This is a genomic window from Pseudomonas sp. M2(2023) (genome assembly GCF_030263955.1).
In the GTDB taxonomy this organism is placed as follows: domain Bacteria; phylum Pseudomonadota; class Gammaproteobacteria; order Pseudomonadales; family Pseudomonadaceae; genus Aquipseudomonas; species Aquipseudomonas asiatica.
This window is the reverse complement of the sequence record NZ_CP127114.1, coordinates 1,718,685-1,744,122: the sequence shown is the minus strand read 5'-3', so window position 1 is coordinate 1,744,122 and position 25,438 is coordinate 1,718,685. Positions and strand designations below refer to the sequence as shown.

Here is a 25,438-nt window from a genome sequence, read left to right as displayed (position 1 = left end):
GCCCTTTCGCGGGTAAACCCGCTCCCACAGGGATTGTGCATGACCTGAAGGGTGCGGCGAACCTGTGGGAGTGGGTTTACCCGCGAAAGGGCCGGCACACACCACACAAATCCCAGGCAAAGAAAAACCCGGCCGAGGCCGGGTTTTTCATGAAGCTTCAAACCAATTACTTGGCCTGGGCTTCTACCTGAGCTTCAACGCGACGGTTGACAGCGCGGCCTTCTTCGGTGGCGTTGTCGGCAACCGGACGGGTTTCGCCGTAGCCAACCGAATCAACACGGCTGGATTCTACGCCGTACTGCTGGGTCAGGACCTGCTTGACAGCGTTGGCACGACGCTCGGACAGCTTCTGGTTGTAAGCGTCTGGGCCGACGGAGTCAGTGTGACCTTCCACGGTGGTGGTGGTCTGTGGGTACTGCTTCATGAAGTCAGCCAGGTTCTTGATGTCGCCGTAGCTGTTTGGCTTGACGACCGACTTGTCGAAGTCGAACTTGACGTCCAGCTCAACGCGAACGACTTCGGCAACAGCCGGGCAGCCATCAGCGTCAACGGTAACGTTGGCCGGGGTGTCAGGGCACTTGTCGACGTTGTCGCAAACGCCGTCGTTATCGGAGTCGGAGCACACTTCGGCAACTGGGGCCGGAGCGACTTCAGCTTGCTTCGGGCTACCGCCGAAGTTCAGACCAACACCAACGGTCGGGCCCCATTCGGTGTTGCCGTTGTCGATGTTGTACATGGCTTCTACGCCAGCACGGGCGAAGAACATGTCGGTGATGTACCACTTGGCGCCAGCGCCAACGTTGGCGAAGGTGGAGTGGTCGCGGCCGCTACGAGTGGCCTGGCCCAGGCTCTCGTGAGCGAAACCGGCGGAAACGTACGGACGCAGAGCGTCGCCAACGGTACCGAAGTGGTAGGTAGCGTCGAGCTTGGCCTTGGAACCTTTGATGTCTTTGTTGAAGACTTCACCACGAGCGTTGTGGGTCTCGTTGTAGCCGAGGTCCAGGGAAACGTCGTCGGTCAGGAAGTAGCCCAGGCGAACACCAGGATTGGTGCCGTCGTTCTTGAAGTTACGTTCGCTGTCGTAGTACTGCTTGGTAACGTTGCCTTCGATTTCCACAGCGCCTTGGCCTTGAGCCAGAACGCCGAACGAAGTAGCAGCGACGAGCGAGCCAATGGCCAAGCCCAAGGTGTTTTTCAATTTCATCCGTTAAATCCCCATCTGGTGATAGTTAAGCAGTCCCACCACAAACAAGGGGGACAACTCGACGGCAAGTCTAGCAGAACTCGCCGGTTCGTTAGAGATATTTGCACGCCACTAAGTTTCATCGAGGCCGGCAAATTTCTCCCGAAGCTTGTCTAGCGCGCGCTTGTAGCGCATTTTTGTCGCGCTCAGGCCCATGTGCATGATGTCGGCAATTTCCTGAAATTCCAGCTCTGCGACAAAACGCAGCACCAGGATTTCCCGGTCAATCGGGTTCACATGCACCAGCCACTTGTCCAGCCCGCCTTTTTCTTCCGGCTTCGGAGCCTTGTCTTCGGACGCCTCTTCGACAGGGTCCAGACTCAAGGCATCCATCAGCCGACGTTTACGGCGCTCCTTGCGGTACTGGGTAATGCATTCGTTGTAGGTGATGCTGTAGAGCCAGGTCTTGAACTTGGACTTACCCTCGAAGTTCTTCAGCCCGTACAGCACTTTCAACATGACTTCCTGACAGACATCGTCCGCGTCACGGTCGTTCCCCAGATAACGTGCACAGACGTTGAACAGGGTCCGTTGGTAGCGCCGCATGAGCTCCTCATAGGCGCGGGTAACGTGGTACAGCTCTTCATGCGAACGCGCCACCAACTCTTCGTCGGTGAGCTCGCGGGGGTCATAACGCATGGGCGGCGAATGAACTTTATTCAAAACGGATCTGGCCGACAGTCAGGTCAATGTCGCCGCGCGACCCCGTGGGTCGATTTTCGCGGCGGCATACATTAACAGCTTTGTGCGGTTAGCGGCTATTGACTCGCTGTTCAAGCAACTCGCGATTGGACAGCGACACCAGTTCGCCATCATCGGTCAGCAGCGTCGTCTTGACCGTACCGATTTCCTCGATGTGCCCTTCGACCTCTCCAATTCGCACCTGCTGGCCCACCTGATAAAGTTCGCGCACGTAGATGCCGGCGAGGATTTGCCCGGCGATTTCGCGGCTACCGAGGCCCATTGCCAACGCAACGGCCAGACCAACGGTAATCAGCCCGATCACGATCACATGGTTCAGCAGGTCGGTTTTCACCTCCAGCTGGCTGATGGCCACCGAGATGCTGATGATGATCACCAGGCCTTGGGTGATACGGCCCAGGCCTGCCGAGTATTCCAGGCCGATGCCTTCGGCAGCGCCGCGTACCAGGCCGTTGGCCACCTGGGCCAGCAGCACGCCGGCCAGCAGCACCAGGGCTGCGCCGAACACCTTCGGCAGGTAAAGGGCAAGCATGTCGAGGGTTGCCGAAACCCGCTCCAGGCCCAGCGACTCTGCGGCCGAGACCAGGAAGATGAGCAGCACGAACCAGTAGACGATCTTGCCGATCAGGGTGGAGATGGGTACCTGGATGCCGACCCGGCCGAGCATCTTGGTCAGGCCGGTGCCGGCCATCAGGCGGTCCAGGCCGAACTTGGCCAGCAGTTTGGACAGCAGCGTGTCGAGCAGCTTGGCCACCACGAAACCGAGCAGCACCACGACCAGCGCGCCGAACAGGTTGGGGATGAAGTTCGCTACCTTGGTCCAAAGGGCAGTCATGGCGGTGACCAGGCTCTGGGTCCAGAGATCGAGTTCCATATTCAATCGGCCTTATCTGCTTTGCTGCCGTTGGCAGCGTTGCGGGAAGAGTGTCGACGCACCGGCGCAACATGCGCCGCGCCATTGTTCACGGCGATCAGCAGCGCCTGGCTCCAGCGGCCAAGCAGGCTGAACAGATCGCCCGCGCCAACCTGGCGGTTGGCGGTTTTCAGCACGCGACCCAGGCAAGCGGCGTCGTCCCGGTCGTCCCGGTCATTGCCGGAGGGGGACGCCTTGAGCAGGTCGCGCAGGGATTCTTCAAACGGATCGTGCATGGGCACCTCGCGCAGTGTCAGTCAGAGACGAGATGGCCGGTCGATGGGTCACACATCGCATTGGGACGAGTGTTTCAAAATGAATGCGCGTCGGCTTCTTCGCGGGCACGCCCGCTCCCACAGGGATCTCACAGAACCTGAAGGCTGTGGTGTCCCTGTGGGAGCGGGCGTGCCCGCGAAGAGGCCAGAGCAGGTCAATCGACATCTATACCCACCGCAACCGCCGAAACAGCCACCACTGCCCCACCGCAAGCCCCAGCACGACGATGCAGGCGAACAGGAAACCATAGGGGTTTTCCGCCCCGGGGATGCCGCCGACATTGATGCCCAGCAGCCCGGTGATGAAGCTCATGGGCAGGAAGATGCAGGTGATGATGCCGAAGCGGTACATGGTGCGGTTCATGCGCTCGCTACGCCGGCGATCCTGGCTTTCCAGCACCAGCGCGGCACGTTCGCGGGTCAGTTCCAGCTCTTCGAGGTAGCGGATGAGGCTGTTGTTCAGCTCGTTCCAGTAATCGGCGTCGGCATCGGCGAACCAGCTCCATTTGCTGCGCGACAACTGGGCGTAGATTTCCCGCTGCGGGGCAAGAAAACGCCGCAGACCGGCGGCACGCCGGCGGATCTGCTGCAGGCTGCCGTTCTCCGGGGTATACCGTTCGTCGGATTCAACCTTTTCTTCCTCAATGTCGGCCAGTTCGGACAGGTCGCTGACCAGACCCTGAACCTTTTCGGTGAGCAGTTCGCCCATCAGCAGCAACAGCTCGGAAGCCGATTTCGGGCCCCTGCCCTCTTCGAGCTGCTGGAGAATCTCGTCACTGGCGCGCAACGGCCGCAGGCGCAGCGAGATGACCCGCTGCGCCTCGGCAAAGATACGCACCGAGACCATGTCTTCCGGCTCTGCACCCGGGTTGAGGTTGACCCCACGCAGGAACAGCAACAACTGTTCATCGGCCATGGGCAGCAGGCGCGGCCGGGTGTTTTCTTCCAGCAGCAGCTCGCAGGCGAACGCGCTCAGGCCGCTGTCGTGCAGCAGCCAGGTGCGGGTTTGCGGATGGCTGCGATCCCAGTGCAGCCACAGGCTTTGCTCGGGTTGCAGCTGCAGGTCGTCCAGCTCGGTACGGGCAATCGAGCGCGCGCCACCTTTGCCATCGAGCACCAGGGCGTGCACCAGCCCCCACTGCGCGTTGTCTTCCTCGAACATCAAAGCTCCATCAGCGCGGGCGGCGCCTTACTCAGGCATTTTCAACGGGCTTGGCGAGACCAGCACGCCATTGTTGTCGGCATACACATACTCGCCCGGGCGGAAGGTCACCCCGGCGAAGGTCACTGGCACGTTGAGGTCGCCGATGCCGCGCTTGTCGGTCTTCATCGGGTGGCTGGCCAGGGCCTGCACGCCGACGTCGGTCTGGATCAGCACGTCGACGTCACGCACGCAGCCGTAGATCACCAGGCCTTCCCAACCGTTCCTGGCAGCCTTCTCGGCGAGCATGTCGCCGAGCAGTGCGCGGCGCAGCGAGCCACCACCATCGACGACTAGGACCTTGCCCTTGCCATCGAGCTCGACCTGCTCCTTGACCAGCGAGTTGTCTTCGAAGCACTTGATGGTGACGATCTGGCCGCCGAACGAATCGCGGCCGCCGAAATTGCTGAACATCGGTTCCAGCACCTGCACCAGGTCCGGGTAGGCATCACACAGGTCGGGCGTAACGTAATGCTGCATGGGAAGCTCCTGTCAGTCACAACGAAAGCGGGTATCGGCCAAGGCTACACCGTAGAGCCCATTGCAGTCATCCGGGACCAAGCAGTCAGTTGTGTTTTGCCTGTACCGGCCCTTTCGCGAGTAAACCCGCTCCCACAGGGTTTTCACTGCACCCGAGCCCTGTGCAATTCCTGTGGGAGCGGGTTTACCCGCGAAGAGGCCAGCACAGGCGCAACCCATTCAACCGACGGGCACAGGCTCCGCCACCACCGTGGATTCATGCACAGGCACCAGCGGATCCCGCAGCCAACGCTCCACCAGCGGCCACACCTGCACCTGCGCGGCCTTGCTCACCAGCATGTCGACATGCCCGAAAGCGTCGAAGCCTTCCTCGAGCCCCAGCCGCAGAAACTGCTTGCGCTCACCGCCGAATTGCTCGAACAGCTTGCGGCAGGCCCACACCGGGTCCTGGAAGTCCCCCGCACCAGCCACGGCCAGCAGCGGCACATCCACCTTGGCCAGCCCCGCCCACCAGTCGCTCTGCTTGTCGCCAAAGCGCCCGAACAGGCCATGCCAGCGCATGCTTTCCAGGGCCAGGCCGATCGGCTCATCCTCCGGCCCACGTTTGAAACGCGGCCCGGAAATCTGCCCCCAGCGCTTGAGCAGCAGCTTGGCCCCCCAGGCCAGCGGTGGCACCTTCAGCGGCCAGTACACGCGGCTGATCTGGGTACCGAACAGCGCCACGCTGGCCACCTGTTCGGCAGCCAGAAAACCACCGCCCAGCGCTGCCGCCAGGGTCGTGCCGCCCAGGGAATGGCCGACCCAGTGCGGCGTCTGGCCCGACTGCTCGCGCACGAACGCTGCAATCAGCGGCAGGTCATCGCGGGCATAGGCGGCAACGCTGTTGTGCTTCCAGTCATGGTTGCGCGGCGACAGGCCATGGCCGCGCATTTCCGGGATCCACACATCGAAGCCGGCGCGGGCGAGATAGGCGCCCAGGCCAACCCCTTTGGGGGAATACCAGAAGCGGCGGTTGGAGAAGCTGCCGTGCAGGAGAATGACCGGTACGCCCTGGGCCTGGCCCTGATCGGCCAGCCCCAGGCGGGTGACAGCCAGCTCGACGCTGGGGTCAGGGCTGTTGCCGGCCTTGATCCGGTACACATCTTCGCTGAGGTCGCCGCGGCGTTCGGCACTGAGCAGGGCCACGGGGAATAGAGTGCTGCTGCTTTGCATAAGGTTGCTTGGTGCACAAAAAAGGGCGGGATCCATTGCTGGAGCTCGCCCTGGAAAAAACCAGGCGGGGGTACGCCAGACGTACCCCCGCGTTTTACTGCATCAGACCGCGCCCTGGCCTTCAGCCAGGTAGAACCAGGTTTCGAGTACCGAGTCCGGGTTCAGCGACACGCTGTCGATACCCTGCTCCATCAGCCACTTGGCCAGGTCCGGGTGGTCCGACGGGCCCTGACCGCAGATGCCGATGTACTTGCCAGCCTTGTTGCACGCGGCAATGGCGTTGGCCAGCAGCTTCTTCACCGCAGGGTTACGCTCGTCGAACAGGTGGGCGATGATGCCCGAGTCACGGTCCAGGCCCAGGGTCAGCTGGGTCAGGTCGTTGGAGCCGATCGAGAAGCCGTCGAAGTACTCCAGGAACTCTTCGGCGAGGATGGCGTTGGACGGCAGTTCGCACATCATGATCACGCGCAGGCCGTTGTCGCCACGGGCCAGGCCGTTTTCGGCAAGCAGGTCGACAACCTGGCTGGCTTCACCCAGGGTACGCACGAACGGCACCATGATCTCGACGTTGGTCAGGCCCATCTCGTTGCGCACGCGCTTGAGCGCACGGCACTCGAGCTCGAAGCAGTCACGGAACGATTCGCTGATGTAGCGCGAAGCGCCACGGAAGCCGAGCATCGGGTTTTCTTCTTCCGGCTCGTACAGCTTGCCGCCGATCAGGTTGGCGTACTCGTTGGACTTGAAGTCCGACAGGCGCACAATGACCTTTTTCGGGTAGAAGGCCGCAGCCAGGGTGCTGATGCCCTCGACCAGCTTCTCGACATAGAAGCCTACCGGGTCGTTGTAGCCGGCGATGCGCTTGTCGACGCTGTCCTTCAGATCGGCTGGCAGGCCGGCATAGTTCAGCAGCGCCTTGGGGTGCACGCCGATCATGCGGTTGATGATGAACTCCAGGCGCGCCAGGCCGACACCGGCGTTGGGCAGCTGGGCGAAATCGAAGGCACGGTCCGGGTTGCCGACGTTCATCATGATCTTGAATGGCAGGTCGGGCATGGCGTCGACCGAGTTCTGCTTCACATCGAAGCCCAGCTCGCCCTCGAAGATGAAACCGGTATCGCCTTCGGCACAGGACACAGTCACACCCTGGCCGTCTTTCAGCACCTGGGTGGCGTTGCCGCAACCGACCACGGCCGGAATGCCCAGCTCACGGGCGATGATCGCCGCGTGGCAGGTACGCCCGCCACGGTTGGTGACGATGGCGCTGGCGCGTTTCATCACCGGTTCCCAGTCCGGGTCGGTCATGTCGGAGACCAGTACATCGCCCGGCTGGACCTTGTCCATTTCCGATACGTCGTTGATCACGCGGACCTTGCCGGCGCCGATGCGCTGGCCAATGGCGCGGCCTTCGACCAGAACGGTGCCCTTCTCTTTCAGCAGGTAGCGTTCCATGACGTTGGCGCTGGAGCGGCTCTTCACCGTCTCGGGGCGCGCCTGGACGATATACAGCTTGCCGTCGTCACCGTCCTTGGCCCATTCGATGTCCATCGGGCGCTGGTAGTGCTGCTCGATGATCATGGCCTGCTTGGCCAGCTCGCTGACCTCGGCATCGGTCAGGCAGAAGCGCGCGCGCTCGGCGCGGTCCACTTCGACGGTCTTGACCGAACGGCCGGCCTTGGCTTCTTCGCCATAGACCATCTTGATCGCCTTGCTGCCCAGGTTGCGGCGCAGGATGGCCGGGCGGCCTGCCTGCAGGGTGTTTTTGTGCACGTAGAATTCGTCAGGGTTGACCGCACCCTGCACCACGGTTTCGCCCAAGCCGTAGGCGCCGGTGATGAACACCACGTCGCGGAAGCCCGACTCGGTGTCGAGGGTGAACATGACGCCGGCGGTGCCGGTTTCGGAGCGGACCATGCGCTGCACGCCGGCGGACAGGGCCACCAGCTTGTGGTCGAAGCCCTGGTGCACGCGGTAGGCGATGGCACGGTCGTTGAAAAGCGAGGCGAACACTTCCTTGGCCGCGCGGATCACGTTGTCGACGCCGCGGATGTTGAGGAAGGTTTCCTGTTGGCCGGCGAACGAGGCGTCCGGCAGGTCTTCGGCGGTGGCCGAGGAACGCACGGCAACGGCCATGTTGTCGTTGCCGGCAGCCATTTCGGCGAAGGCCGTACGGATTTCCGAATCCAGACGTGCCGGGAAGTCGGCTTCCATGACCCACTGGCGAATCTGCGCGCCGGTCTTGGTCAGGGCGTTGATGTCATCCACGTCGAGTGCGTCGAGCGCGGCGTGGATACGGTCGTTGAGACCACTCTGTTCGAGAAAATCGCGGTACGCCTGCGCCGTAGTGGCAAAGCCGCCCGGCACCGATACACCAGCACCTGCGAGGTTGCTGATCATCTCGCCCAGGGATGCGTTCTTGCCCCCCACATGCTCCACATCATGGACGCCGAGCTTATCGAGGGAAACTACGTACTCTACCAAGGTGATCTCTCCACTAACTGTGTTGGAAAAGCTCAATGGCGCCCGCCTGCCTTCATTGACTTGGCCGGACGCTTGTGGCCTGTACCTGGAAAATAAGTGAGAATGCCGACAGCCGCATTCGGCAAACCGAACTTATCATATCCAAGAAACGTCATCAGCTTAAGGCCCAGATCGCAAATGAAACGAACCGCGTTCTTCATCTCCGACGGCACCGGCATTACCGCCGAAACCCTGGGCCAGAGTCTGCTCGCTCAATTCGAGAGCATTCCGTTCAATAAATTCACCCGTCCCTACATCGATTCGCCGGAAAAGGCGCGGACCATGGTCCAGCAAATCAACGCTGCGGCCGAGCGCGATGGTGTACGCCCGATCATCTTCGATACCATCGTCAATCAGGACATCCGTGAGATCCTGGCTACCTCGAATGGCTTCATGATCGACATCTTTTCTTCGTTTTTGTCCCCGCTCGAACAGGAATTGACTGCCCATTCGTCGTATTCGGTCGGCAAATCGCACTCTATCGGCGGCAATTCCAACTACATGGAACGCATCGAGGCGGTGAATTTCGCCCTGGACAATGACGATGGCGCACGCACCCACTACTACGACAAGGCCGACCTGATCCTGGTAGGTGTATCGCGCTGCGGCAAGACCCCCACCTGCCTGTACATGGCCATGCAGTTCGGCATCCGCGCCGCCAACTACCCGCTGACCGAGGACGACATGGAGCGCCTGCAGCTGCCGGCGGTGCTGAAAAAGCACCACAACAAGCTGTTCGGCCTGACCATCGACCCCGACCGCCTCACCGCCATCCGCCACGAGCGCAAACCCAACAGCCGCTATTCCAGCTTTGCCCAGTGCGAGTTCGAAGTGCGAGAAGTGGAGAGCCTGTTCCGCCGGGAGAACATTCCCAACATCAATTCCACGCATTTTTCGGTGGAAGAGATTTCGGCGAAGATCCTGGTGGAGAAAGGGGTGGAGCGCAGGTTCAAGTAAGCCTGTACCGGCCTCTTCGCGGGTAAACCCGCTCCTACAGGGGCCTCACTACGCTCAAGCCTTGTGATAGCACTGGAACCATAAAAAAGCCCCGGCATCACTGCCGGGGCTTTTCATTTCAGCTCATGGCTCAGGACGGCACCACCGCCGCCTGCCCGCTCATGGCCAGGTCGACCAGCTCGCGGTTGGCCACCGCGTACATCGCATAATCGGTACCCGTTGCATTGCGCAGGTCATCCAGCATGGCGCGCCAGCGCTCCACCATCCCCCGGTGCTGCTCGGCCCACAGCGCCACGCGGGCGTCCATGTCTTGCGGTGCATCGGCCATCTGCAGTACCGAGATGGTGATCGCCCGCTGCTGCAGGTCGATGTCGTCGCGGAACGCCTCGCGGGCCAGCGCCTGCCAGTTGTTCTCCACCGGCAGGTTGCTGATTTCCTGCAGGTACCAGGTCAGGTCCAGTGCGCTGCCCACGGCGAAGAACGCCTTGGCCACCTGCGCCGGGTCATGGCCGGTAACGTCCGAAGCCTCGATGATCGGCAACAGGGTGTACAGGTGGGTAGTACCAGCCACCATGCGCGCCAGCAACTCCGGCACACCAGCCTCGACGAAGCCTTGGTAGCGCACCATCCAGCGCTCGCGGGTCGGGCCTTCGAGCAACTCGTCGAGCTTGAGCCCCAGTTGCGCGATCTTCGGCCCGAAGTGCGCGGTGTCGCGCCCGGCGTCCTGCTCGTTGCGGCGGCTGCGCAGGAACCAGCGGGTGGCACGACGGCCCAGGCGCATCAGCTCGTCCATCAGGGTCAGCTGGATTTCCGCCGGCACCTGGTAGTCCAGAGCCTCGATCTGACGGAACCAGTGCGGCAGGTGGAAGATGTCGCGCACGATCACGTAGGCCCCGGCCACGTTGGCCGGGCTCATGCCGGTCGACTCCTTCAGGCGCTGGACGAAGGTGATGCCCATGTTGTTGACCAGGTCGTTGGCGATCTGGGTGCTGACGATTTCGCGCTTCAGGCGGTGGCGGCGCATGGACTCGGCGAACTTGCTGACCAGCGACGGCGGGAAAGCGGTTTCCATGTCGCGGGTCAGGTAGTCATCGTCCGGCACCAGCGACTTGAGCAGCTGTTCCTTGAGGTCGATCTTGCTGTACGAGATCAGCACCGACAGCTCGGCGCGGGTCAGGCCCTGACCGGCGGCCAGGCGCTCGGCCAACTGCTCTTCGGACGGCAGGAACTCGATGGCACGGTCCAGCTTGCCACGGGCTTCCAGGTCGGCCATCAGGCGCTTGTACTCGGCAATCCGCTCGCGGGCGCGGCGGGCCGCCAGCGACAGCGCCTGGGTCTGCTTGTAGTTGTTGCCCAGCACCAGCCCGGCCACTTCGTCGGTCATGCTGCCCAGCAGCTGGTTGCGCTGCTTCTCGGTCATGTCGCCACCCTGCACCACTTCGTTGAGCAGGATCTTGATGTTGACCTCGTGGTCGGAGCAGTCCACGCCGCCGGCGTTGTCGATGAAGTCGGTGTTGGTGGCGCCGCCATGCAGGCCGAACTCGACCCGGCCAAGCTGGGTCATGCCCAGGTTGCCGCCCTCGCCCACCACCTTGCAGCGCAGCTCGTTGCCATTGACCCGCAGCGCGTCGTTGGCCTTGTCGCCGACATCGGCGTGGCTCTCGGTGCTGGCCTTGACGTAGGTACCGATGCCACCGTTCCACAGCAGGTCTACCGGTGCCTTGAGCAGCGCATTGAGCAGCTCGGTCGGGGTCAGGCGATCAGCTTCGATGGCGAAGCGCTCTTTCATCTGCGGGCTGATGGCGATGCTCTTGGCACTGCGCGGGAAGATACCGCCGCCTTCGGACATGATGCTGGTGTCGTAGTCGCTCCAGGCCGAGCGCGGCAGGTCGAACAGGCGCTTGCGCTCGGCAAAGCTGGAAGCAGGCTCCGGGTTCGGGTCGATGAAGATGTGCAGGTGGTTGAACGCCGCCACCAATTGCAGCTTGTCGGACATCAGCAGGCCGTTGCCGAACACGTCGCCGGCCATGTCGCCGACGCCAATGACGGTGATCGGGTCTTCCTGCACATTGATGCCGCGCTCGCGGAAGTGGCGCTGCACGCCCACCCAGGCGCCGCGCGCGGTAATGCCCATCTTCTTGTGGTCGTAACCGGCCGAGCCGCCCGAGGCGAAGGCGTCGCCCAGCCAGAAGCCGTAGTCGATGGCGATGCCGTTGGCGATGTCCGAGAAGGTCGCGGTGCCCTTGTCGGCCGCCACCACCAGGTACGGGTCGTCATCGTCATGGCGTACCACGTTGGCCGGCGGCACCACGCCACCGTCCTTGAGGTTGTCGGTGATGTCGAGCAGGCCGGAAATGAAGATGCGGTAGCACGCCACGCCTTCGGCGGCGATCTCGTCACGGCTGCCGCCCAGCGGCAGGCGGCGCGGCAGGAAGCCGCCCTTGGCGCCGACCGGCACGATGACCGAGTTCTTGACCTGCTGGGCTTTCACCAGGCCTAGCACTTCGGTGCGGAAGTCTTCCTCGCGGTCGGACCAGCGCAAGCCGCCGCGGGCGACGTTGCCAAAGCGCAGGTGCACGCCTTCGACCCGTGGCGAGTAGACGAAGATTTCGAACTTAGGCACTGGCTTAGGCAGTTCGGGGATCAGCTTGGGGTTGAACTTGAAGCTGAAGTACGACTTGTTGTGGCCGTTGGCGTCCGGCTGGTAGAAGTTGGTGCGCAGGGTGGCCTTGATCAGGTCCAGGTAGCGACGCAGGATGCGGTCTTCGTTGAGCACCTGCACGTCGTCCAGCGCGGTCAGGATGGCTTGCTCCAGGCGCAGTTGCTTGTCATCCAGGTCTTCCTGGGTGAGCTTGCGCGCCAGGTAGAAGCGGGTCTTGAACAACCGGGTCAGCTCGCGGGCGATGTCGGTGTGGTTGTTCAGGGTGCTGGCGATGTAACCCAGGTCGAAGCCCAGGCGAATCTGCTTCAGGTAACGGGCGTAGGCGCGCAGCAGCGCCACGTCGCGCCATGGCAGACCGGCGGTCAGCACCAGGCGGTTGAAGGCGTCGTTCTCGGCATCGCCGCGGACGATGTGGATGAAGGCATCCTGCAGGGTGTCGTTGAGCTGCTGGATGTCCAGGCTCAGGCCTTCGCTGTAGGTGAAGGCGAAGTCGTGGATCCAGTAGCCGCGGCCACTGGCATGGCGCAGGCGGTACGGGAACTCGCCGAGTACGCGCAGGCCAAGGTTCTCCAGGATCGGCAGCACGTCGGAAAGCGCCAGCGGCGTGTCGGCGTGGTACAGCTTGCAGTGCAGGGTGCGTTCCCCGACCTGGGTCAATGGCTGGTAGAAGCTCATCGCCAGCGGCTTGCTTTCCGACAGGTTCAGCACGTGCTGCAGGTCGACCACCGCCGAGTGCGCGGCGAAGCGCTCGCGGTAGCCGGCCGGGAAACCTTTGGGGAAGTCGGCGAGGATGTTGGTGCCCTGGGCTTCGCCGAAGTTCTCGATCACCAGCGCCGAGTAGTCGTCATGCCACGAGCGGCAGGCCTGGATCACTTCGCGTTCCAGCTGCTGCGGGTCGATGTCGATGCGGTTTTTCGGGTCTACCCGCAAAATCAGCTGCACACGGGCCAGCACCGATTCGGAGAAGAAGGTCCAGAACTCGCAGTCGCTGGCCTTCAGGCGCTCCATCAGCACCTGCTGGATCTTCTGCCGCACTTCAGTGGAGTAGATTTCCCGCGGTACATAGGCCAGGCAGTAGCAGAAGCGGCCGTATGGGTCCTTGCGCAGGAACACGCGGATCTTGTTGCGTTCCTGGATCTGCACGATCGACATGACGGTGCTGAACAGCTCGTCGACCGGGGTCTGGAACAGGTCGTCGCGCGGCAGCACTTCCAGCACCTGGGCCAGTTCCTTGCCCAGGTGGGCCTTGGGATCGAAGCCCGAGCGGCGCTCGACTTCGGTGACCTTCTGCCGGATATAAGGGATGGCATGCACGCTTTCGCCGTACACCGACGAGGTGTACAGGCCCATGAAGCGGTGCTCCTTGATCACCTTGCCATTGGCGTCCAGCTGGCGGATCGACACGTAGTCCGGGTAGGCCGGGCGGTGTACGCGGCTTGGCAGCGCGGCCTTGGCGAACGACAGCAGCAGCGGTTCGTTGAGGTAGGCCACGGCGTAGTCTTCGATGCGCAGCTCGTCGCTCGTCAGGCCCACGCGCAGGCGGCGCGGCAGGCCGAGGAACGACTGCTCGTCGTAGACCATCTGGCCGCCATCGGCGTCGCCCTTGACGGTGAATTCTTCATAGCCCAGGAAGGTGAAGTGGTTGTCCAGCAGCCACTCGAGGAAAGCCTTGACCTCGCCCTTTTCGTTCTGCGCCGGGCCAAAGGCGGTCTGCTCCACCTCCGCAACCACTTCACGCAGCTTGGCCTTCATCGGTTCGAAGTCGGCCACCACCACCCGCACCTCGGCCAGCACCTGCTCGATCTCGCGGGCCAGTACCGTCAGCTCGGCGGCGTTGGCGCAACGGTCGATCTCCAGGTACATCAGCGACTCATGGCGTACGCCCTCGCCTTGGGTGCCCTTGGGCAGCAGTTCAAGCAGCTCGCCCTTGGCGCCGCGGCGCACGCTGAGCACGGTGGTCTGCAGGGTGTGGATGCTGTAGCCGCGGCGGTTGAGCTCGGTGCGTACCGAGTCGACCAGGAACGGCAGGTCGTGGTGCAGCACTTCGACCACGCTGTGGGTCGATTGCCAGCCATTACGCTCGTAATCGGGGTTGTACACCCGTACTTGCGGGTATTCGGGGTCGAAACGCTCGATGATGCGCCAGGCTGACAGGGTGCAGCCGGCCAGGTCGGAAAGCCTGCGTTGGGTGAGTTCGTCCAGAGAGATGATGCCGAAGAACTGCTCGGCGAACAGCGCAACTTGTGGTAGGGACTGTTCGCTGATGTGCTGCGCCAGGGCCGCTTGCAGTTGATGCTGGAAGTCGGCTTTGCTGGCTGCGGTGAAGAACGCCATCTGTGGTACTCCGCTTGGGCTTTGTAATAATTGAAGCGTCGCTGCGTGCGCCGTCTACGGATCAACGATAGCCAACCCGTGGCAAGGCGGACGGTAAAACCAGGCGTTGAACGTGCGCAGGCACGCCCAGGGCTCGCCGAAGCTTAACGACTGATCGGTCATCAAGGCTTGCAGCGCTGCGACAATTTCGGTCAAGGGGCGGTAACTTTACGTTTATGCCTGTCGGCAAGACTGTCAGAATTCCCTTCCGTTTCCTTTGATCCGAGCCTTGTCCATGCAAATCAATACTGCCCTGCTGTTCGCCACCCCTTGCGATGACGAGGAAGACAACATGGCGACCCTGTGCTGCCACAGCGACAAGGGTCAGATGTTCCTGCTGACCCGCTACCCGGATGAAGACACCGTCGACCTGACCCTGGATGACGAGCCGTCGACGCTGGATGGCCTGAAAGTGACCCTGAGCGCCAAGCGCCTGCTGATCGAAGTGGCGGCCGGCGACCGGGATGCGCTGAAGGGGGATGAGGTGCTGGAGATCAACCTGACCAGCGAGTTGAGTGACATGGATGAAGTGAAGCAAACCCTGGAGAACATCCTGGCCGGGACCGGCACCTTCGTCTGCGAGCTGTGACGAACTGAATACCGGCGCGATCACTGTGGGAGCGGGCATGCCCGCGAACACCGGCACAGCCGGTGCCATCCATCTCGTCGCCTGCTTCGCGGGCGCGCCCGCTCCCACAGTGATCGCGCCAGTTTTTAGGTTTTGTGCAAGGCAGTTCCCCCACAACGATCATGCCAGCGCCTGCTGCATCTCCCGGGCCTGCACCCGCAACGCCTGGCAAAACGGCTCCACCGCCGCCGACGCCGGCCGGTGGTCCGGCCTGATCAGCATCACCTGATACGGCACCGACACCCGCAACCGCCGAATTGGCAACCCGCCCTGCGCCGCCTCCAGGCCGCTCAGCGGGTTGATGATCGCCACCCCCAGGCCTTGCCTGACCATGGCGCACACCGAGGCAGCACTGGTGGTCTCGATGACCGTGCGGCGGTTCACCCCTGCCGCGCGAAAGTGCTGGTCCAGGCGCTGCCGGTAGGTGTCCAGGCTGGCCAGGTTGATGAAATCGACCTCATGGAAATCGCTCAGCTCCAGCTCGGCCCTGGCCTGCAACGGGTGCCCGTCGGGCAGCACGCACACCATGTTGGCGCTGAACAGCAATTCGCCGTAGGCGCCACGCGGTATCTGTTCTACCTCGGTCAGGCCCAGGTCATGCTGCTGGGCAACCAGCGACTCCTCCAGCAACGGCGACTCCTGCGCCAGGATACTCACGCTCACGCCCCGGTGCTGCTGGTGAAAGCGCTGGCAAGCCTTGGGCAGCAAAGTCTGGGAAAACAGCGGCAGGCAGGTAATGGCCAGCCGGCCCTGCTCGAAATTGCGGATGGCCTGGGCAAAGCGGTCGATGCGCTCCAGCCCTACGTAGGCCCGCTCAACCTCCTCGATCAACAGCAGCGCCTGGGCCGTCGCCACCAGGCGGCCACCTTCGCGCTCGAACAGGTTCAGCCCGGTTACCTGCTCCAGCCGCGCCAGTTCGCGGCTGACGGTGGGCTGCGAGGTGAACAGCAGGCGCGCCGCACCGGTGACACTGCCAGCGGCCATGATGGCGCGGAACACTTCGATATGGCGGACGGACAGTTTCACGGGCAACACCTGGCAAGTCGGTAATGGTCATATCAGATATGAATGACTGACAGAAAAATAGCTATTTTTCTGAATTCATGCTTTGGCTCATTCTCGTGGCCTTCCTTATATGAGTAGCGCCGCCATGACTGCACCCTTCACTCTTCTGGCCGAGGCTGTCCGCCAGCACGGCTCGCCGCTGTGGGCCTATGACGCCGGCACCATCGCCGAGCGTGTCGAACAGCTGAAGGTGTTCGACACCGTGCGCTTCGCCCAGAAGGCCAACCCCAACCTGCATGTGCTGCGCCTGATGCGCGCCCACGGCCTGGTGCTGGACGCAGTGTCGCTGGGCGAAATGGAGCGGGCCTTTGCCGCGGGCGCCAGCGTGGATGGCGACCCTGCCGGCGTGGTGCTGACCTGCGACGCACTGGACCGGCCGACCCTGGAGCGGGTGGTGGCCTCGAAGATCGAAGTCAACGCCGGTTCCATCGACATGCTGCGCCAACTGGGTGAACGCTCGCCCGGCCACCGCGTGTGGATCCGCATCAACCCCGGCTTCGGCCATGGCCACAGCCGCAAGACCAACACCGGCGGCGAGAACAGCAAGCACGGCATCTGGCACGAAGAGCTGGGCGAAGCGCTGGCCTGCGTGAAAGCCCATGGCCTGCACCTGGTAGGGGTGCACATGCACATCGGCTCGGGAGTGGATTACCAGCACCTGGAGCAAGTGGCCCGCTCGATGATCGAGCTGATCGGCCGCCTGGGCGTGGACATCGAGGCGTTCTCCATTGGCGGCGGGCTTTCCACCCCGTACCGCAGCAGCGACACGCCGGTCGACCTGCAACGCTACGCCCGGACCTGGGCCGTGGCCCGCAAGGAAATCGAAGCGATGCTGGGCCACCCCGTGCGCATGGAGATCGAGCCGGGGCGCTTCCTGGTGGCGGAATCGGGCTACCTGGTGGCCGAGGTACGCGCTGTGAAGCAGGTGGGCCGCAACACCTTCGTCATGATCGACGCCGGTTTCAACGACCTGATGCGCCCGGCGATGTACGGGGCCTACCACCGCATGACCCTGCTCGACGCCGACGGCCAGCCGGTTGACCGCCCACGGCAGCCGACCGTGGTGGCCGGGCCGCTGTGCGAGTCGGGTGATGTGTTTACCCAGGATGACCAGGAACTGACCCCGCACGACCTGCCCCAGGCGCAGGTGGGTGACCTGCTGGTGATCCACGACGCCGGGGCCTACGGCGCGTCGATGTCGTCGAACTACAACAGCCGGCCGTTGCTGCCGGAGTTCCTGATCGAGGATGGGGCGCTACGGATGATTCGCCGCAGGCAGACAGTGCAGGACCTGCTGGGCCTGGAGGCGGGCTTCTAGATACCGTTTTTCATGCGCTGTCGCGTAGAGAACTGAATTCGCAAGCCATACGCGTACATTGTGGGGCGGCTTTAGCCACGAAGAACCCAACGCGGTGCATGGCACCGGCTGCGCCGGTGTTCGCGGCTAAAGCCGCTCCCACGGGGGCCGTGCCAATTCAATGAGTTATGTGCAGTTCCATGATAGGCCTGTGGCTAGGCCCCCATCAGCCCCTCGCGCACACCGCCCATGTAGTGCTCCAGGCGGCCACGCAACCAGCGTTCGGCAGGGTCGCTGTCGGTGGTACCCAGCCAGACCATGGCCAGTTCCAGCGCCGTGGTCTCGAACGGCAGGTGCTCGGCCTGCAGGTTGCCCCAACGCTCCATGCCCTGCGCGGCATAGTCCGGGCAGCAGGCCAGCAGGTCGGTACCGGCCAGAATCGCCGGCAGTGAACTGAACTGCGGCACCGACAACACCACCTTGCGTTGGCGGCCGATCTCTTTCAGCCAGTCATCGACCACACCCTGGGTATTGGCGGTGGGTGAGACCTGAACGTGCGGGCGGGCGCAGAACTCATCCAGCGTCAGCGGCGTGGCGGACTTGTCGGCCCGCACTACCCGGCCCTGCATGGTGCGCAATACCTTGCGCTTGGCATTGGCCGGCAGCCCACGGGTCTGGCTGATCCCGACCGTCACGTCGCCCGCCGCCAGCAGGTCCGGAATGCGCCAATAATCGACATGCTGCACGACCACCACCACATTCGGCGCTTCCACTCGCAGCGCCCGCAGCAGTGGCGGCAACAACCCCGACTCGACGTCATCGGACAAACCGATGCGGAAGGTCATCTTGCTGGTCAGCGGGTCGAAGTCGTGGGTCAGGCTGAGGGCGACGGACATGGCATCCAGTGCCGGAGTGAGGTACTTGATCACCTCTTCGGCCCTGGCCGAGGGCTCCATGCGGTTGCCCACACGGATCAGCAACGGGTCGTTGAACATCGTGCGCATGCGGGCCAGCGCAGCGCTGACCGTGGATTGGGCGACGAACAGTTTCTCTGCGGCACGGGTGATGTTGCGCTCCTGCATCAGCGCTTCGAACACCACCATCAGGTTGATATCGGCTTTGCGCAGTTCGTTTCGGTTCATTGGCGCTCCCGGCCGTTCTTGTTGTGCGGGTTCAATTCCAGCATCGATGTGGATTGCAGTCGAGCCCATCGATGGCACGGGCTTCGCCCATGTTCGCGGGTAAACCCACTCCCACAGGTACGGCGCCGGGCTCGAGGGCAGTGCCATGCTTGCAGGAGCGGGTCTACCCGCGAAAGGGCCGGCCCGGGCAACACATCAGCTGATGCCCTGCCCCACCGTCCATTGCCCCGCCCCACACAATCCGGGTACCCTTTTTCTTCCTCCCGGCCTCCCCGGCCATACACCGCCCAGGCATGACTCCATGATCATTCGCCAAAGTATCGCTGCAGACCACCCGCAACTGCTCGATATCTGGCTGCGCGCCGTGCGCGCCACGCACCACTTTCTGCAAGCATCCGACATCGACGCACTACTGCCGCAATTGCGCGACGTCTACTTCCAGGCCGTCGAGCTCTGGGTCGCGGTTGACACCGAAGACCGCCCGCTGGGCTTCATCGGCTTCAATGGCAACCACGTGGAAATGCTCTTCGTCGCCCCCGAGCGCCACGGCCAGGGCATAGGCCGCGCGCTGCTTGATTTCGGCCGCCAGAAGCGCAGCGCGATGAGCGTCGATGTCAACGAGCAGAACCCGCAGGCAGTGGGGTTCTACCGGCATTACGGCTTCATCCAGACCGGCCGCTCAGCGCTGGATGGCGAAGGCCGGCCGTTCCCCTTGCTGCATATGAGCCTGCCTGCCCAGGCTTGATTTTCGGGGCGACTTTGCGCCCCTGCTGCTGATACAAATTCGCGAGACAGACCAAAGGTATGAACCCAACGCGTTATACCACCGTGGCAAAGGACTTGATGGAAGGCATCGCCAGCGGCCGCTACCCGGTGGGCAGCCTGCTGCCGACCGAGTTCGAGCTGTGCGACCTGTACGATGTGAGCCGACACACGGTGCGCGCGGCGATCAACCAGTTGCTCAACCAAGGGCTGGTATCGCGGCGCAAGCGCGTGGGTACCCGGGTGGAGGCCAGTAGCCCGCGCGGTGGCTACTCGCAGTCACTGGCCAGCGTGGCGGACCTGGCGCAACTGGCGCAAAACCAGCAACGGGAAATCCAGGACGTGCGCCACTTTGTCGCCGACCTGAGCGAGGCGGCGCGGCTGGGGCTGGTACCGGGCGAGCACTACTTCTGCGTGTCGAGCATCCGTGTCGACCGCGTGCACAACGCGGCGCCGCTGTGCTGGACCGATGTGTACGCGCAGCGCGACCATGCCGAAGTCATCGAGTTGGCCCGCGAGCACCCCGACCAACTTATTGCGGGGCTGATCGAGCAGCACTTTGCCCGGGCGATCGCGGTGGTCGACCAGCAGGTGCGGGCAGTGTTGCTGACCGCGGAAATGGCCCGGCTGCTGAAGGCCGAGGCAGGCGCGCCGGGGCTGAAGATCATTCGCCATTACCGCGAGGAAAACGGCGACCTGATGGCGGTGTCCGAGACGGTGCACCCGGATGATCGCTTTACCCTGGTTACCCAGATGCGCCGGGATCGGTCGCCTGGCTGATCAAACCAACCGCGATCCCTGTAGATCTCGAAGGCAATGCGCCCCGCCATCTCGGCTGCCACCTGTACTGGTTGCTTCGATCATCAGCAAAGCGGTTGCGGGGAAGATCGGGCAGGACTATAAGAGCTCGAGTTAACTTGAGGTCAACAGGCATGGCAGCGGACAACACACGGATGCTAACGGTAGGGGAAGTGGCCAAACGCAGCGGCGTGGCGGTTTCTGCGCTGCACTTCTACGAGACCAAGGGGCTGATCGCCAGCGTCCGTACGGCGGGTAACCAGCGCCGCTATCCTTCACTGGTGCTGCGTACGCTGGCCATCATCAAGGTGGCGCAGCGCACGGGTATTCCGCTTGAGGAGATCAAGCAGGCCTTCAGCCGCTATGCGCCCAACAGCAAGCTCACGGCAGCGCAGTGGGGCGAGATGTCGACCGCCTGGCGCGAGGACCTGAACGCCCGCATCCGCACGCTGGAGGCTTTGCGCGACAACCTGGACAACTGCATTGGTTGCGGCTGCCTGTCGCTGGAAGATTGCCCACTGCGCAACCCCGAGGATGTGCTGGGCAAGGAAGGTACCGGGCCGCGGATTCTGGAGAAGAAGGCCCGATAAGGCTGCGCTGGCGGGTAGAGGACTGAATTCACAAGCGGTCCGCGTACCCTGTGGGAGCGGGTTTACCCGCGAAGAATCCAACGCGGTGCATGGCACCGGCTGCGCCGGTGTTCGCGGCTAAAGCCGCTCCCACAGGGTCCCTGCTAATTCAATGAGCCTTGTGCAGTTCCATGAGATCGCGCCCCCATGGCTCAGTTGCCTTTGCCCAGCACATACCGGTCGAAATGCTCGATGTGCTCGTCCAGGTTGTCCTCAAGCATCATCCGGTACTGCTCGCAGAAATACTTCAACAGCTCCTCCCGCGCGGCAGCCAGTTCCGCACCGGTCTTGAAACTGCGGGCGCTCATCCAGGCATTGAAGCGCGAGGCGCCGAAGGTCAGTGAGGCGCTGACCTTGCCCAGGTCTTCGATTTTCTCGATCTGCTGGTTCGCCAGTTCGATATGCGCATCCGCGCGGTCATAAAAAGCCTGATCGGTAGCTTGTGTCATTGCGGTTTACCTTGCTGCTGCATTCAAATTAGGCACAGCGCCGTTTTACAGCGAAAGCTCACGATGTGAAACCGGCAATTCACCTTCATGAGATTGCCCGGCGTCCTGTTTCCCGGCCATGCGCGCCAACAGCATTTTGATGCACACTAGCAGCGGCGCTGCCACGGCAAACAGCAACGCCACAGCGATGAACGCCGTGTCGAAGGCGATCACCGCCCCTTGCCCCGTCACTGCCTGCGACAACAGGCTCATGGCCACTCGTCCAGCAGCCGGCGGGTCAATACCCTCAAGCCGCAACATCGACGTCACCGAATCAAGCCGTTCATTTACCGCCGTCGCGCCTGTGCTCACATGCGCACCAAGCGCCTGGGCATTGAGCACGCCATGCTGGTCGAGCAGCGTCTGCAACCCTGCTACCCCCAAAAGCCCACCCACCTGCCGCCCGGTATTGAAAAGGCCGATACCACTGGCCAGGCTGTGCCGGCCCAGCCTGCCAAAGGCAATCAGAGTCAGCGACAGAAACAGCAACCCCAGCCCGGCCCCGCGCAGCATGACCGCGGCCATCATGTCGTGCATGCCACTCTCGCGGGTCGAGCCCGAAAGCATCCACATCGCCGCCATGATTGCCAGGATGCCAAACGGCACAGTGGCAAAAGGCGCGATACCACGCACCTGGATCAGGTACGCCACCCCCAGCAGCACGGCGATGAACACCACGCCACTGGGTAGAAGCAACAGGCCGGCGTCGGTGGCGGTGAAACCCAGCATGGACAAGGCAAAAGCCGGTATCACAAAGGCGCTGCCGAACAATGCCGCGCCAGCAACGAAGCTGACAATGAAGGCGAAGGTGAAATCACTCGACCGGAACAGACTGAAGTCCAGCAACCCCTGCCCATTACCCGTCAGTTGCTGGCCAAGCAACAGCAACAACGCCGTGCCGCCGACCACGCCGGCCCAGCACATGTGTGCTGCCTCGAACCAATCCCAGCGGCTGCCCTGGGTCAGGAGGTAGGTCAGGCACAGCAACGCGGTGGCCGCCAGTACCCAGCCCGGCCAATCGAAGCGGCGCCGGCCTGGCAGGTCATAGGCAGGCAGCTCGACCAGCAGCAACAGGCCGGTCGCCGCCAAGGTCAGCGGCGCAACGCTGAGAAATATCCAGGTCCAATCCTGGCTATCGATCAACCACCCCTGCATCGACGGCGTGAGTGCCGCTGGCGCGACCACCGCGCCAATGGCGAACAAGCCTTGCAAGACCGGCTGCTGCCGCCGCGGGTAGGCAAGAAAGATCAGTGTCTGCCCCGCCACCAGCAATACACCGCCTGACAGGCCTTGGCAGGCGCGCAAGGCCACCAGCAGCTCGATGCTCACCAATTGCGCCGCACCGACACAGGCCAACCCCATGGCCAGGGTCGCTCCGATGATCACCGCGCGCGGTGGCAGCCTGCCCAGCAGCCAGGGCGCGAACAGGAACCCTGCCAATTTGCATGCAGTGTAAGCAACATCCAGCCAGGCGAATTCATCCGACGTGGCATGTGTATCGCCCATGATGTCGTTGCGCCCTATCGCCAGCACGCTGCTGGCGATGGCGTCGGTGAGCGCAGCCAGTACGATGCCAGCAACCAGCAGCCACCCTTTAAGCCACTTGATGCCCACTTTCCGGGTGCTCACGAGCCACCTCCGACCTCGATCCGCACTCGCGCCGACAGCCCCGGCACGATGCGCCCGGGCAACGGGTTGTGGGCCAGGCGAATCTTCACCGGCACCCGCTGCACTACACGCACGAAATTGCCCGTTGCGTTGTCCGGCGGCAACAGACTGAACGCCGCGCCGCTGCCAGGTGCGAAGCTGTCTACCACGCCTTCGAGGCTGTCCTGCGGGTAGCCATCCAGAGTGACCCGTGCCCGCTGCCCAGGCTGGATTTGCTCCAGCTGGGTTTCCTTGAAGTTGGCCACGATCCACACCCCGTCGACCGGGACTAGGTCGAGCAAGGCAGCACCCGGCGTAACGAATCGTCCGACCCGTACCTGGCGATTACCAATCACGCCGGCAACCGGCGCCCGCACCACGGTATGTTCAAGCTCGATCAGCGCCAGGTCGCGCGCGGCCCTGGCCTGGGCGATAGCCGCCACGGCTGCCTCACGCTGGGCATCCAGCACGGCGATACGTTGACGCTGAGCATCGAGTGTCGCCGCCGCAGCCTTCAGCGCGGCCTCGGCGCTGCTGCGGGCGGCGTCGGTCTGATCGACCAAGGCCTGGCTGATTGCACTGTACCGAATCAGCTTGCGGCTGCGCTCGTGGGTTTTGCTGGCCAGCTGCCGCTCGGCCTGGGCCGACTGGCGCTGCGCCTCGGCCTGGCGGACCTGCGCCTGCTGCAGGCGTGTCTGGGCGTCGACATCGCCAAGACGCGCCTCGGCAGCCTTCAGGTTGGCCTGCGCCTGGGCCAGGTGCGCACGGTAGTCGCGGTCATCGATACGGAACAACACGTCACCGGCCCTGACCTGCTGATTGTCCCCGACCTCCACCGCCGTCACGTAACCCGACACCTTGGCCGCCAGCGACGTTACATCTCCACGCACATAGGCGTTGTCGGTAAAGGCGACGTCAGCAGAGCGCAACGTCAGCCAACCCACAGCCAGCAACAGTATGGCTGCCACGCACAGCACGACGCCCACTATCTTCATCCGTGCAGGCTGCGGCATCACCGCCGCGTGGGCCTGCTCAGGTTCATGTGTGTTCATGATGCGTTGTCCTGTATTCGGCCCTGGTGGCATGGCACTGCCAACAGGGCCGAAGGCCTACTTCTCGCTCGGCGTGACCAGTACCGTCTCATTGCTGTCGAGCACGAACACGGCCATCAGCTTGGCCGGCTTGCTGTCGCTGGCGTTGGCACTGACGCCATGGAAAGCGCCCGGTGCCTCGTACCAGTTTTCGCCAGGTTTGTAGACCTTGGCTGGCTCGCCATTGACGCTGCTGCGCACTTCGCCTTCCAGCACCGTGGCATAGATGAATGCAGATTTCGGGTGCCGATGCGCGGGCGACGCGGCCCCGGGGGCGTAGTCGACGATCACTCCGCGCATGCTTTTGCCTGGCACGTTGGGCAGTGGTCTGTCGAAGACCACGGTGACTTTGCTGACTGGCCGCTCGGCGGCGACAACCGGGGTCATGGCCAGCACGGTGAACGCGGCGGCCAGGAGGGGGCGGCTGAACATGGTGATGCTCCTTCGGTTCGGGATAGGGGTTGAATCGTTCACTGGCGAGCCAGCCAGTCTTCGAAGCGGATCTTGCCAAGCCGCGCGCCGCTGCCGGGAGTCAGCGACTTGTCATCGAGCTCGGCACCGAAATAGCGGGCATGCACATCCGCCACCACCTTTCGTGTATCTCCACGCAGGCGCAGGAAGCGGCGCACCAGTTCATCCAGTGGCGCGGCCTCTGGCCCGGCAACCTCCAGCATGCCGAGCGCTGGTGGCGCCAACGCCACATCGATCAGCGCTGCTACCACATCATCCGAGGCCAAAGGCTGGAACAGCGCCGGCGACAGGCGAATCTCCTCTCCTACCGTCCCTGCCTGGGCAATGCCTTCGACGAACTCGAAGAACTGCGTGGCGCGCAGAATGGTGTACGGCAGCGCGGACTCCCTGATCAGCGCCTCCTGGGCGACCTTGGCCCGGAAGTAGCCATTTTCCGGCAACCGCTCGCTGCCCACGATAGACAACGCGACATGATGCTTGACCCCTGCAGCCTTCTCGGCTGCCAGCAGGTTGCGGGTGGACGTCTCGAAAAAATCGAGCACCGCCTGGTCCTCCCAGGACGGGGCATTCGCCACATCCACTACCACATCCGCACCGTTCATCGCCTCTGCCAAGCCCTCGCGGGTGATGCTGTTCACCCCCGTGCTCGGCGCTGCCGCGACGGCATCGTGGCCGCGCTCGCGCAGGCCGCCGACAAGCTTCGAACCAATGAGGCCAGTGCCTCCGATCACCACGATTTTCATTGGGGCTGTCTCCACGTTCACGACTGCAACCATTGCCGTCGTGGAGGTTCAAGCATGCGCCGCCGGCCTGTGCAGAGTCCTTGCGTACCGGCTGGATTTGCCTCCAGGCTTGCTTGAATTTCCGTCCAAACTGTTCAATTCA

At 63.1% G+C, this 25,438-nt stretch carries 22 protein-coding genes; 6 read left to right on the top strand and 16 right to left on the bottom strand.

Annotated features, from left to right (window positions below):
• Nucleotides 1–166 precede the first annotated feature (166 nt).
• The 8 genes from QN085_RS08090 to ppsA all read right to left on the bottom strand — a co-directional run bounded on the left by QN085_RS08090 (nucleotide 167) and on the right by ppsA (nucleotide 8,504).
• Nucleotides 167–1,204 carry an OmpA family protein gene (locus tag QN085_RS08090; RefSeq protein WP_004376136.1) on the bottom strand — a complete coding sequence of 346 codons (1,038 nt, stop codon included), beginning with the start codon at nucleotides 1,202–1,204 and terminating at the stop codon, nucleotides 167–169.
• A gap of 111 nt (nucleotides 1,205–1,315) precedes the next feature.
• A complete protein-coding gene (sigX, locus tag QN085_RS08085; protein ID WP_003248665.1) occupies nucleotides 1,316–1,882 on the bottom strand; it encodes an RNA polymerase sigma factor SigX in 567 nt (188 codons plus the stop codon).
• A 112-nt stretch (nucleotides 1,883–1,994) separates the two neighbouring features.
• Nucleotides 1,995–2,819: a mechanosensitive ion channel family protein gene (locus tag QN085_RS08080; protein WP_004376138.1), complete on the bottom strand. Its 825-nt coding sequence runs from the start codon at nucleotides 2,817–2,819 to the stop codon at nucleotides 1,995–1,997.
• 2 nt (nucleotides 2,820–2,821) lie between these two features.
• Nucleotides 2,822–3,094 (bottom strand): hypothetical protein, encoded by a 273-nt coding sequence (locus tag QN085_RS08075; RefSeq protein ID WP_004376140.1) that lies wholly within the window; start codon nucleotides 3,092–3,094, stop codon nucleotides 2,822–2,824.
• A gap of 205 nt (nucleotides 3,095–3,299) precedes the next feature.
• Entirely contained in the window at nucleotides 3,300–4,295 is a 996-nt protein-coding gene (cmaX, locus tag QN085_RS08070) for a divalent cation transporter CmaX (RefSeq protein WP_013971669.1), read from the bottom strand.
• Between the two features lie 27 nt (nucleotides 4,296–4,322).
• A complete protein-coding gene (rraA, locus tag QN085_RS08065) occupies nucleotides 4,323–4,814 on the bottom strand; it encodes a ribonuclease E activity regulator RraA (RefSeq protein WP_013971668.1) in 492 nt (163 codons plus the stop codon).
• Between the two features lie 219 nt (nucleotides 4,815–5,033).
• Entirely contained in the window at nucleotides 5,034–6,026 is a 993-nt protein-coding gene (locus tag QN085_RS08060) for an alpha/beta fold hydrolase (protein WP_024086558.1), read from the bottom strand.
• Nucleotides 6,027–6,128: 102 nt separating this feature from the next.
• A complete protein-coding gene (ppsA, locus tag QN085_RS08055) occupies nucleotides 6,129–8,504 on the bottom strand; it encodes a phosphoenolpyruvate synthase (protein WP_015269493.1) in 2,376 nt (791 codons plus the stop codon).
• Nucleotides 8,505–8,681: 177 nt separating this feature from the next.
• Here ppsA and ppsR point away from each other — a divergent pair, with 177 nt between their 5' ends.
• Nucleotides 8,682–9,500: a posphoenolpyruvate synthetase regulatory kinase/phosphorylase PpsR gene (ppsR, locus tag QN085_RS08050; protein WP_009684026.1), complete on the top strand. Its 819-nt coding sequence runs from the start codon at nucleotides 8,682–8,684 to the stop codon at nucleotides 9,498–9,500.
• Between the two features lie 130 nt (nucleotides 9,501–9,630).
• Here ppsR and QN085_RS08045 read toward each other — a convergent pair whose 3' ends face one another.
• The gene (locus QN085_RS08045) at nucleotides 9,631–14,496 is read right to left on the bottom strand and encodes an NAD-glutamate dehydrogenase (RefSeq protein WP_023661731.1); all 4,866 of its coding nucleotides are present in this window, start codon (nucleotides 14,494–14,496) and stop codon (nucleotides 9,631–9,633) included.
• Nucleotides 14,497–14,770: 274 nt separating this feature from the next.
• Here QN085_RS08045 and QN085_RS08040 point away from each other — a divergent pair, with 274 nt between their 5' ends.
• Nucleotides 14,771–15,124, top strand: a complete 354-nt coding sequence (locus tag QN085_RS08040) for a hypothetical protein (RefSeq protein ID WP_031324624.1) — start codon at nucleotides 14,771–14,773, stop codon at nucleotides 15,122–15,124.
• A 159-nt stretch (nucleotides 15,125–15,283) separates the two neighbouring features.
• On the opposite strand, the gene QN085_RS08035 is transcribed toward QN085_RS08040, so the two are convergent.
• Nucleotides 15,284–16,189 (bottom strand): LysR family transcriptional regulator, encoded by a 906-nt coding sequence (locus QN085_RS08035; protein WP_015269490.1) that lies wholly within the window; start codon nucleotides 16,187–16,189, stop codon nucleotides 15,284–15,286.
• Between the two features lie 124 nt (nucleotides 16,190–16,313).
• Here QN085_RS08035 and lysA point away from each other — a divergent pair, with 124 nt between their 5' ends.
• Nucleotides 16,314–17,546, top strand: a complete 1,233-nt coding sequence (lysA, locus tag QN085_RS08030) for a diaminopimelate decarboxylase (protein WP_023661732.1) — start codon at nucleotides 16,314–16,316, stop codon at nucleotides 17,544–17,546.
• A gap of 194 nt (nucleotides 17,547–17,740) precedes the next feature.
• Here the strand turns inward: lysA and QN085_RS08025 are convergent, their stop codons facing one another.
• Nucleotides 17,741–18,667, bottom strand: coding sequence for a LysR substrate-binding domain-containing protein (locus QN085_RS08025; protein WP_024086554.1), 927 nt, complete (start codon nucleotides 18,665–18,667; stop codon nucleotides 17,741–17,743).
• A 301-nt stretch (nucleotides 18,668–18,968) separates the two neighbouring features.
• Between QN085_RS08025 and QN085_RS08020 the strand changes: the two genes are divergently transcribed.
• The 3 genes from QN085_RS08020 (at nucleotide 18,969) to soxR (ending at nucleotide 20,817) form a co-directional block, all read left to right on the top strand.
• Nucleotides 18,969–19,412, top strand: coding sequence for an acetyltransferase (locus QN085_RS08020; protein ID WP_023661733.1), 444 nt, complete (start codon nucleotides 18,969–18,971; stop codon nucleotides 19,410–19,412).
• 59 nt (nucleotides 19,413–19,471) lie between these two features.
• Nucleotides 19,472–20,209: a GntR family transcriptional regulator gene (locus QN085_RS08015; RefSeq protein ID WP_023661734.1), complete on the top strand. Its 738-nt coding sequence runs from the start codon at nucleotides 19,472–19,474 to the stop codon at nucleotides 20,207–20,209.
• Nucleotides 20,210–20,361: 152 nt separating this feature from the next.
• Nucleotides 20,362–20,817 carry a redox-sensitive transcriptional activator SoxR gene (gene soxR, locus QN085_RS08010; RefSeq protein WP_023661735.1) on the top strand — a complete coding sequence of 152 codons (456 nt, stop codon included), beginning with the start codon at nucleotides 20,362–20,364 and terminating at the stop codon, nucleotides 20,815–20,817.
• Nucleotides 20,818–21,008: 191 nt separating this feature from the next.
• Here soxR and QN085_RS08005 read toward each other — a convergent pair whose 3' ends face one another.
• From QN085_RS08005 to QN085_RS07985, 5 genes are read right to left on the bottom strand one after another with little or no spacing between them, the layout of a single operon-like run.
• Entirely contained in the window at nucleotides 21,009–21,305 is a 297-nt protein-coding gene (locus tag QN085_RS08005) for a DUF3144 domain-containing protein (RefSeq protein WP_023661736.1), read from the bottom strand.
• 45 nt (nucleotides 21,306–21,350) lie between these two features.
• On the bottom strand, nucleotides 21,351–22,973 hold the full coding sequence (locus QN085_RS08000) for an MFS transporter (protein WP_023661737.1): 1,623 nt from the start codon (nucleotides 22,971–22,973) through the stop codon (nucleotides 21,351–21,353).
• Complete coding sequence (locus tag QN085_RS07995; RefSeq protein ID WP_041506173.1) at nucleotides 22,970–24,043, bottom strand: HlyD family secretion protein; 1,074 nt, start codon at nucleotides 24,041–24,043, stop codon at nucleotides 22,970–22,972. The genes QN085_RS08000 and QN085_RS07995 overlap by 4 nt, the downstream gene beginning before the upstream one ends.
• A 57-nt stretch (nucleotides 24,044–24,100) precedes the next feature.
• Nucleotides 24,101–24,514 (bottom strand): cupin domain-containing protein, encoded by a 414-nt coding sequence (locus tag QN085_RS07990; RefSeq protein WP_013971654.1) that lies wholly within the window; start codon nucleotides 24,512–24,514, stop codon nucleotides 24,101–24,103.
• A 38-nt stretch (nucleotides 24,515–24,552) separates the two neighbouring features.
• A complete protein-coding gene (locus tag QN085_RS07985) occupies nucleotides 24,553–25,296 on the bottom strand; it encodes an SDR family oxidoreductase (RefSeq protein WP_023663030.1) in 744 nt (247 codons plus the stop codon).
• Nucleotides 25,297–25,438: the final 142 nt, after the last annotated feature.

Bases quoted from the DNA above. Each gene is read 5' to 3' on its own strand.
- QN085_RS08090 (WP_004376136.1), bottom strand. From the start codon at position 1,204: ATGAAATTGAAAAACACCTTGGGCTTGGCCATTGGCTCGCTCGTCGCT.
- sigX (WP_003248665.1), bottom strand. From the start codon at position 1,882: ATGCGTTATGACCCCCGCGAGCTCACCGACGAAGAGTTGGTGGCGCGT.
- QN085_RS08080 (WP_004376138.1), bottom strand. From the start codon at position 2,819: ATGGAACTCGATCTCTGGACCCAGAGCCTGGTCACCGCCATGACTGCC.
- QN085_RS08075 (WP_004376140.1), bottom strand. From the start codon at position 3,094: ATGCACGATCCGTTTGAAGAATCCCTGCGCGACCTGCTCAAGGCGTCC.
- cmaX (WP_013971669.1), bottom strand. From the start codon at position 4,295: ATGTTCGAGGAAGACAACGCGCAGTGGGGGCTGGTGCACGCCCTGGTG.
- rraA (WP_013971668.1), bottom strand. From the start codon at position 4,814: ATGCAGCATTACGTTACGCCCGACCTGTGTGATGCCTACCCGGACCTG.
- QN085_RS08060 (WP_024086558.1), bottom strand. From the start codon at position 6,026: ATGCAAAGCAGCAGCACTCTATTCCCCGTGGCCCTGCTCAGTGCCGAA.
- ppsR (WP_009684026.1), top strand. From the start codon at position 8,682: ATGAAACGAACCGCGTTCTTCATCTCCGACGGCACCGGCATTACCGCC.
- QN085_RS08045 (WP_023661731.1), bottom strand. From the start codon at position 14,496: ATGGCGTTCTTCACCGCAGCCAGCAAAGCCGACTTCCAGCATCAACTG.
- QN085_RS08040 (WP_031324624.1), top strand. From the start codon at position 14,771: ATGCAAATCAATACTGCCCTGCTGTTCGCCACCCCTTGCGATGACGAG.
- lysA (WP_023661732.1), top strand. From the start codon at position 16,314: ATGACTGCACCCTTCACTCTTCTGGCCGAGGCTGTCCGCCAGCACGGC.
- QN085_RS08025 (WP_024086554.1), bottom strand. From the start codon at position 18,667: ATGAACCGAAACGAACTGCGCAAAGCCGATATCAACCTGATGGTGGTG.
- QN085_RS08020 (WP_023661733.1), top strand. From the start codon at position 18,969: ATGATCATTCGCCAAAGTATCGCTGCAGACCACCCGCAACTGCTCGAT.
- QN085_RS08015 (WP_023661734.1), top strand. From the start codon at position 19,472: ATGAACCCAACGCGTTATACCACCGTGGCAAAGGACTTGATGGAAGGC.
- soxR (WP_023661735.1), top strand. From the start codon at position 20,362: ATGGCAGCGGACAACACACGGATGCTAACGGTAGGGGAAGTGGCCAAA.
- QN085_RS08005 (WP_023661736.1), bottom strand. From the start codon at position 21,305: ATGACACAAGCTACCGATCAGGCTTTTTATGACCGCGCGGATGCGCAT.
- QN085_RS07995 (WP_041506173.1), bottom strand. From the start codon at position 24,043: ATGAACACACATGAACCTGAGCAGGCCCACGCGGCGGTGATGCCGCAG.
- QN085_RS07990 (WP_013971654.1), bottom strand. From the start codon at position 24,514: ATGTTCAGCCGCCCCCTCCTGGCCGCCGCGTTCACCGTGCTGGCCATG.
- QN085_RS07985 (WP_023663030.1), bottom strand. From the start codon at position 25,296: ATGAAAATCGTGGTGATCGGAGGCACTGGCCTCATTGGTTCGAAGCTT.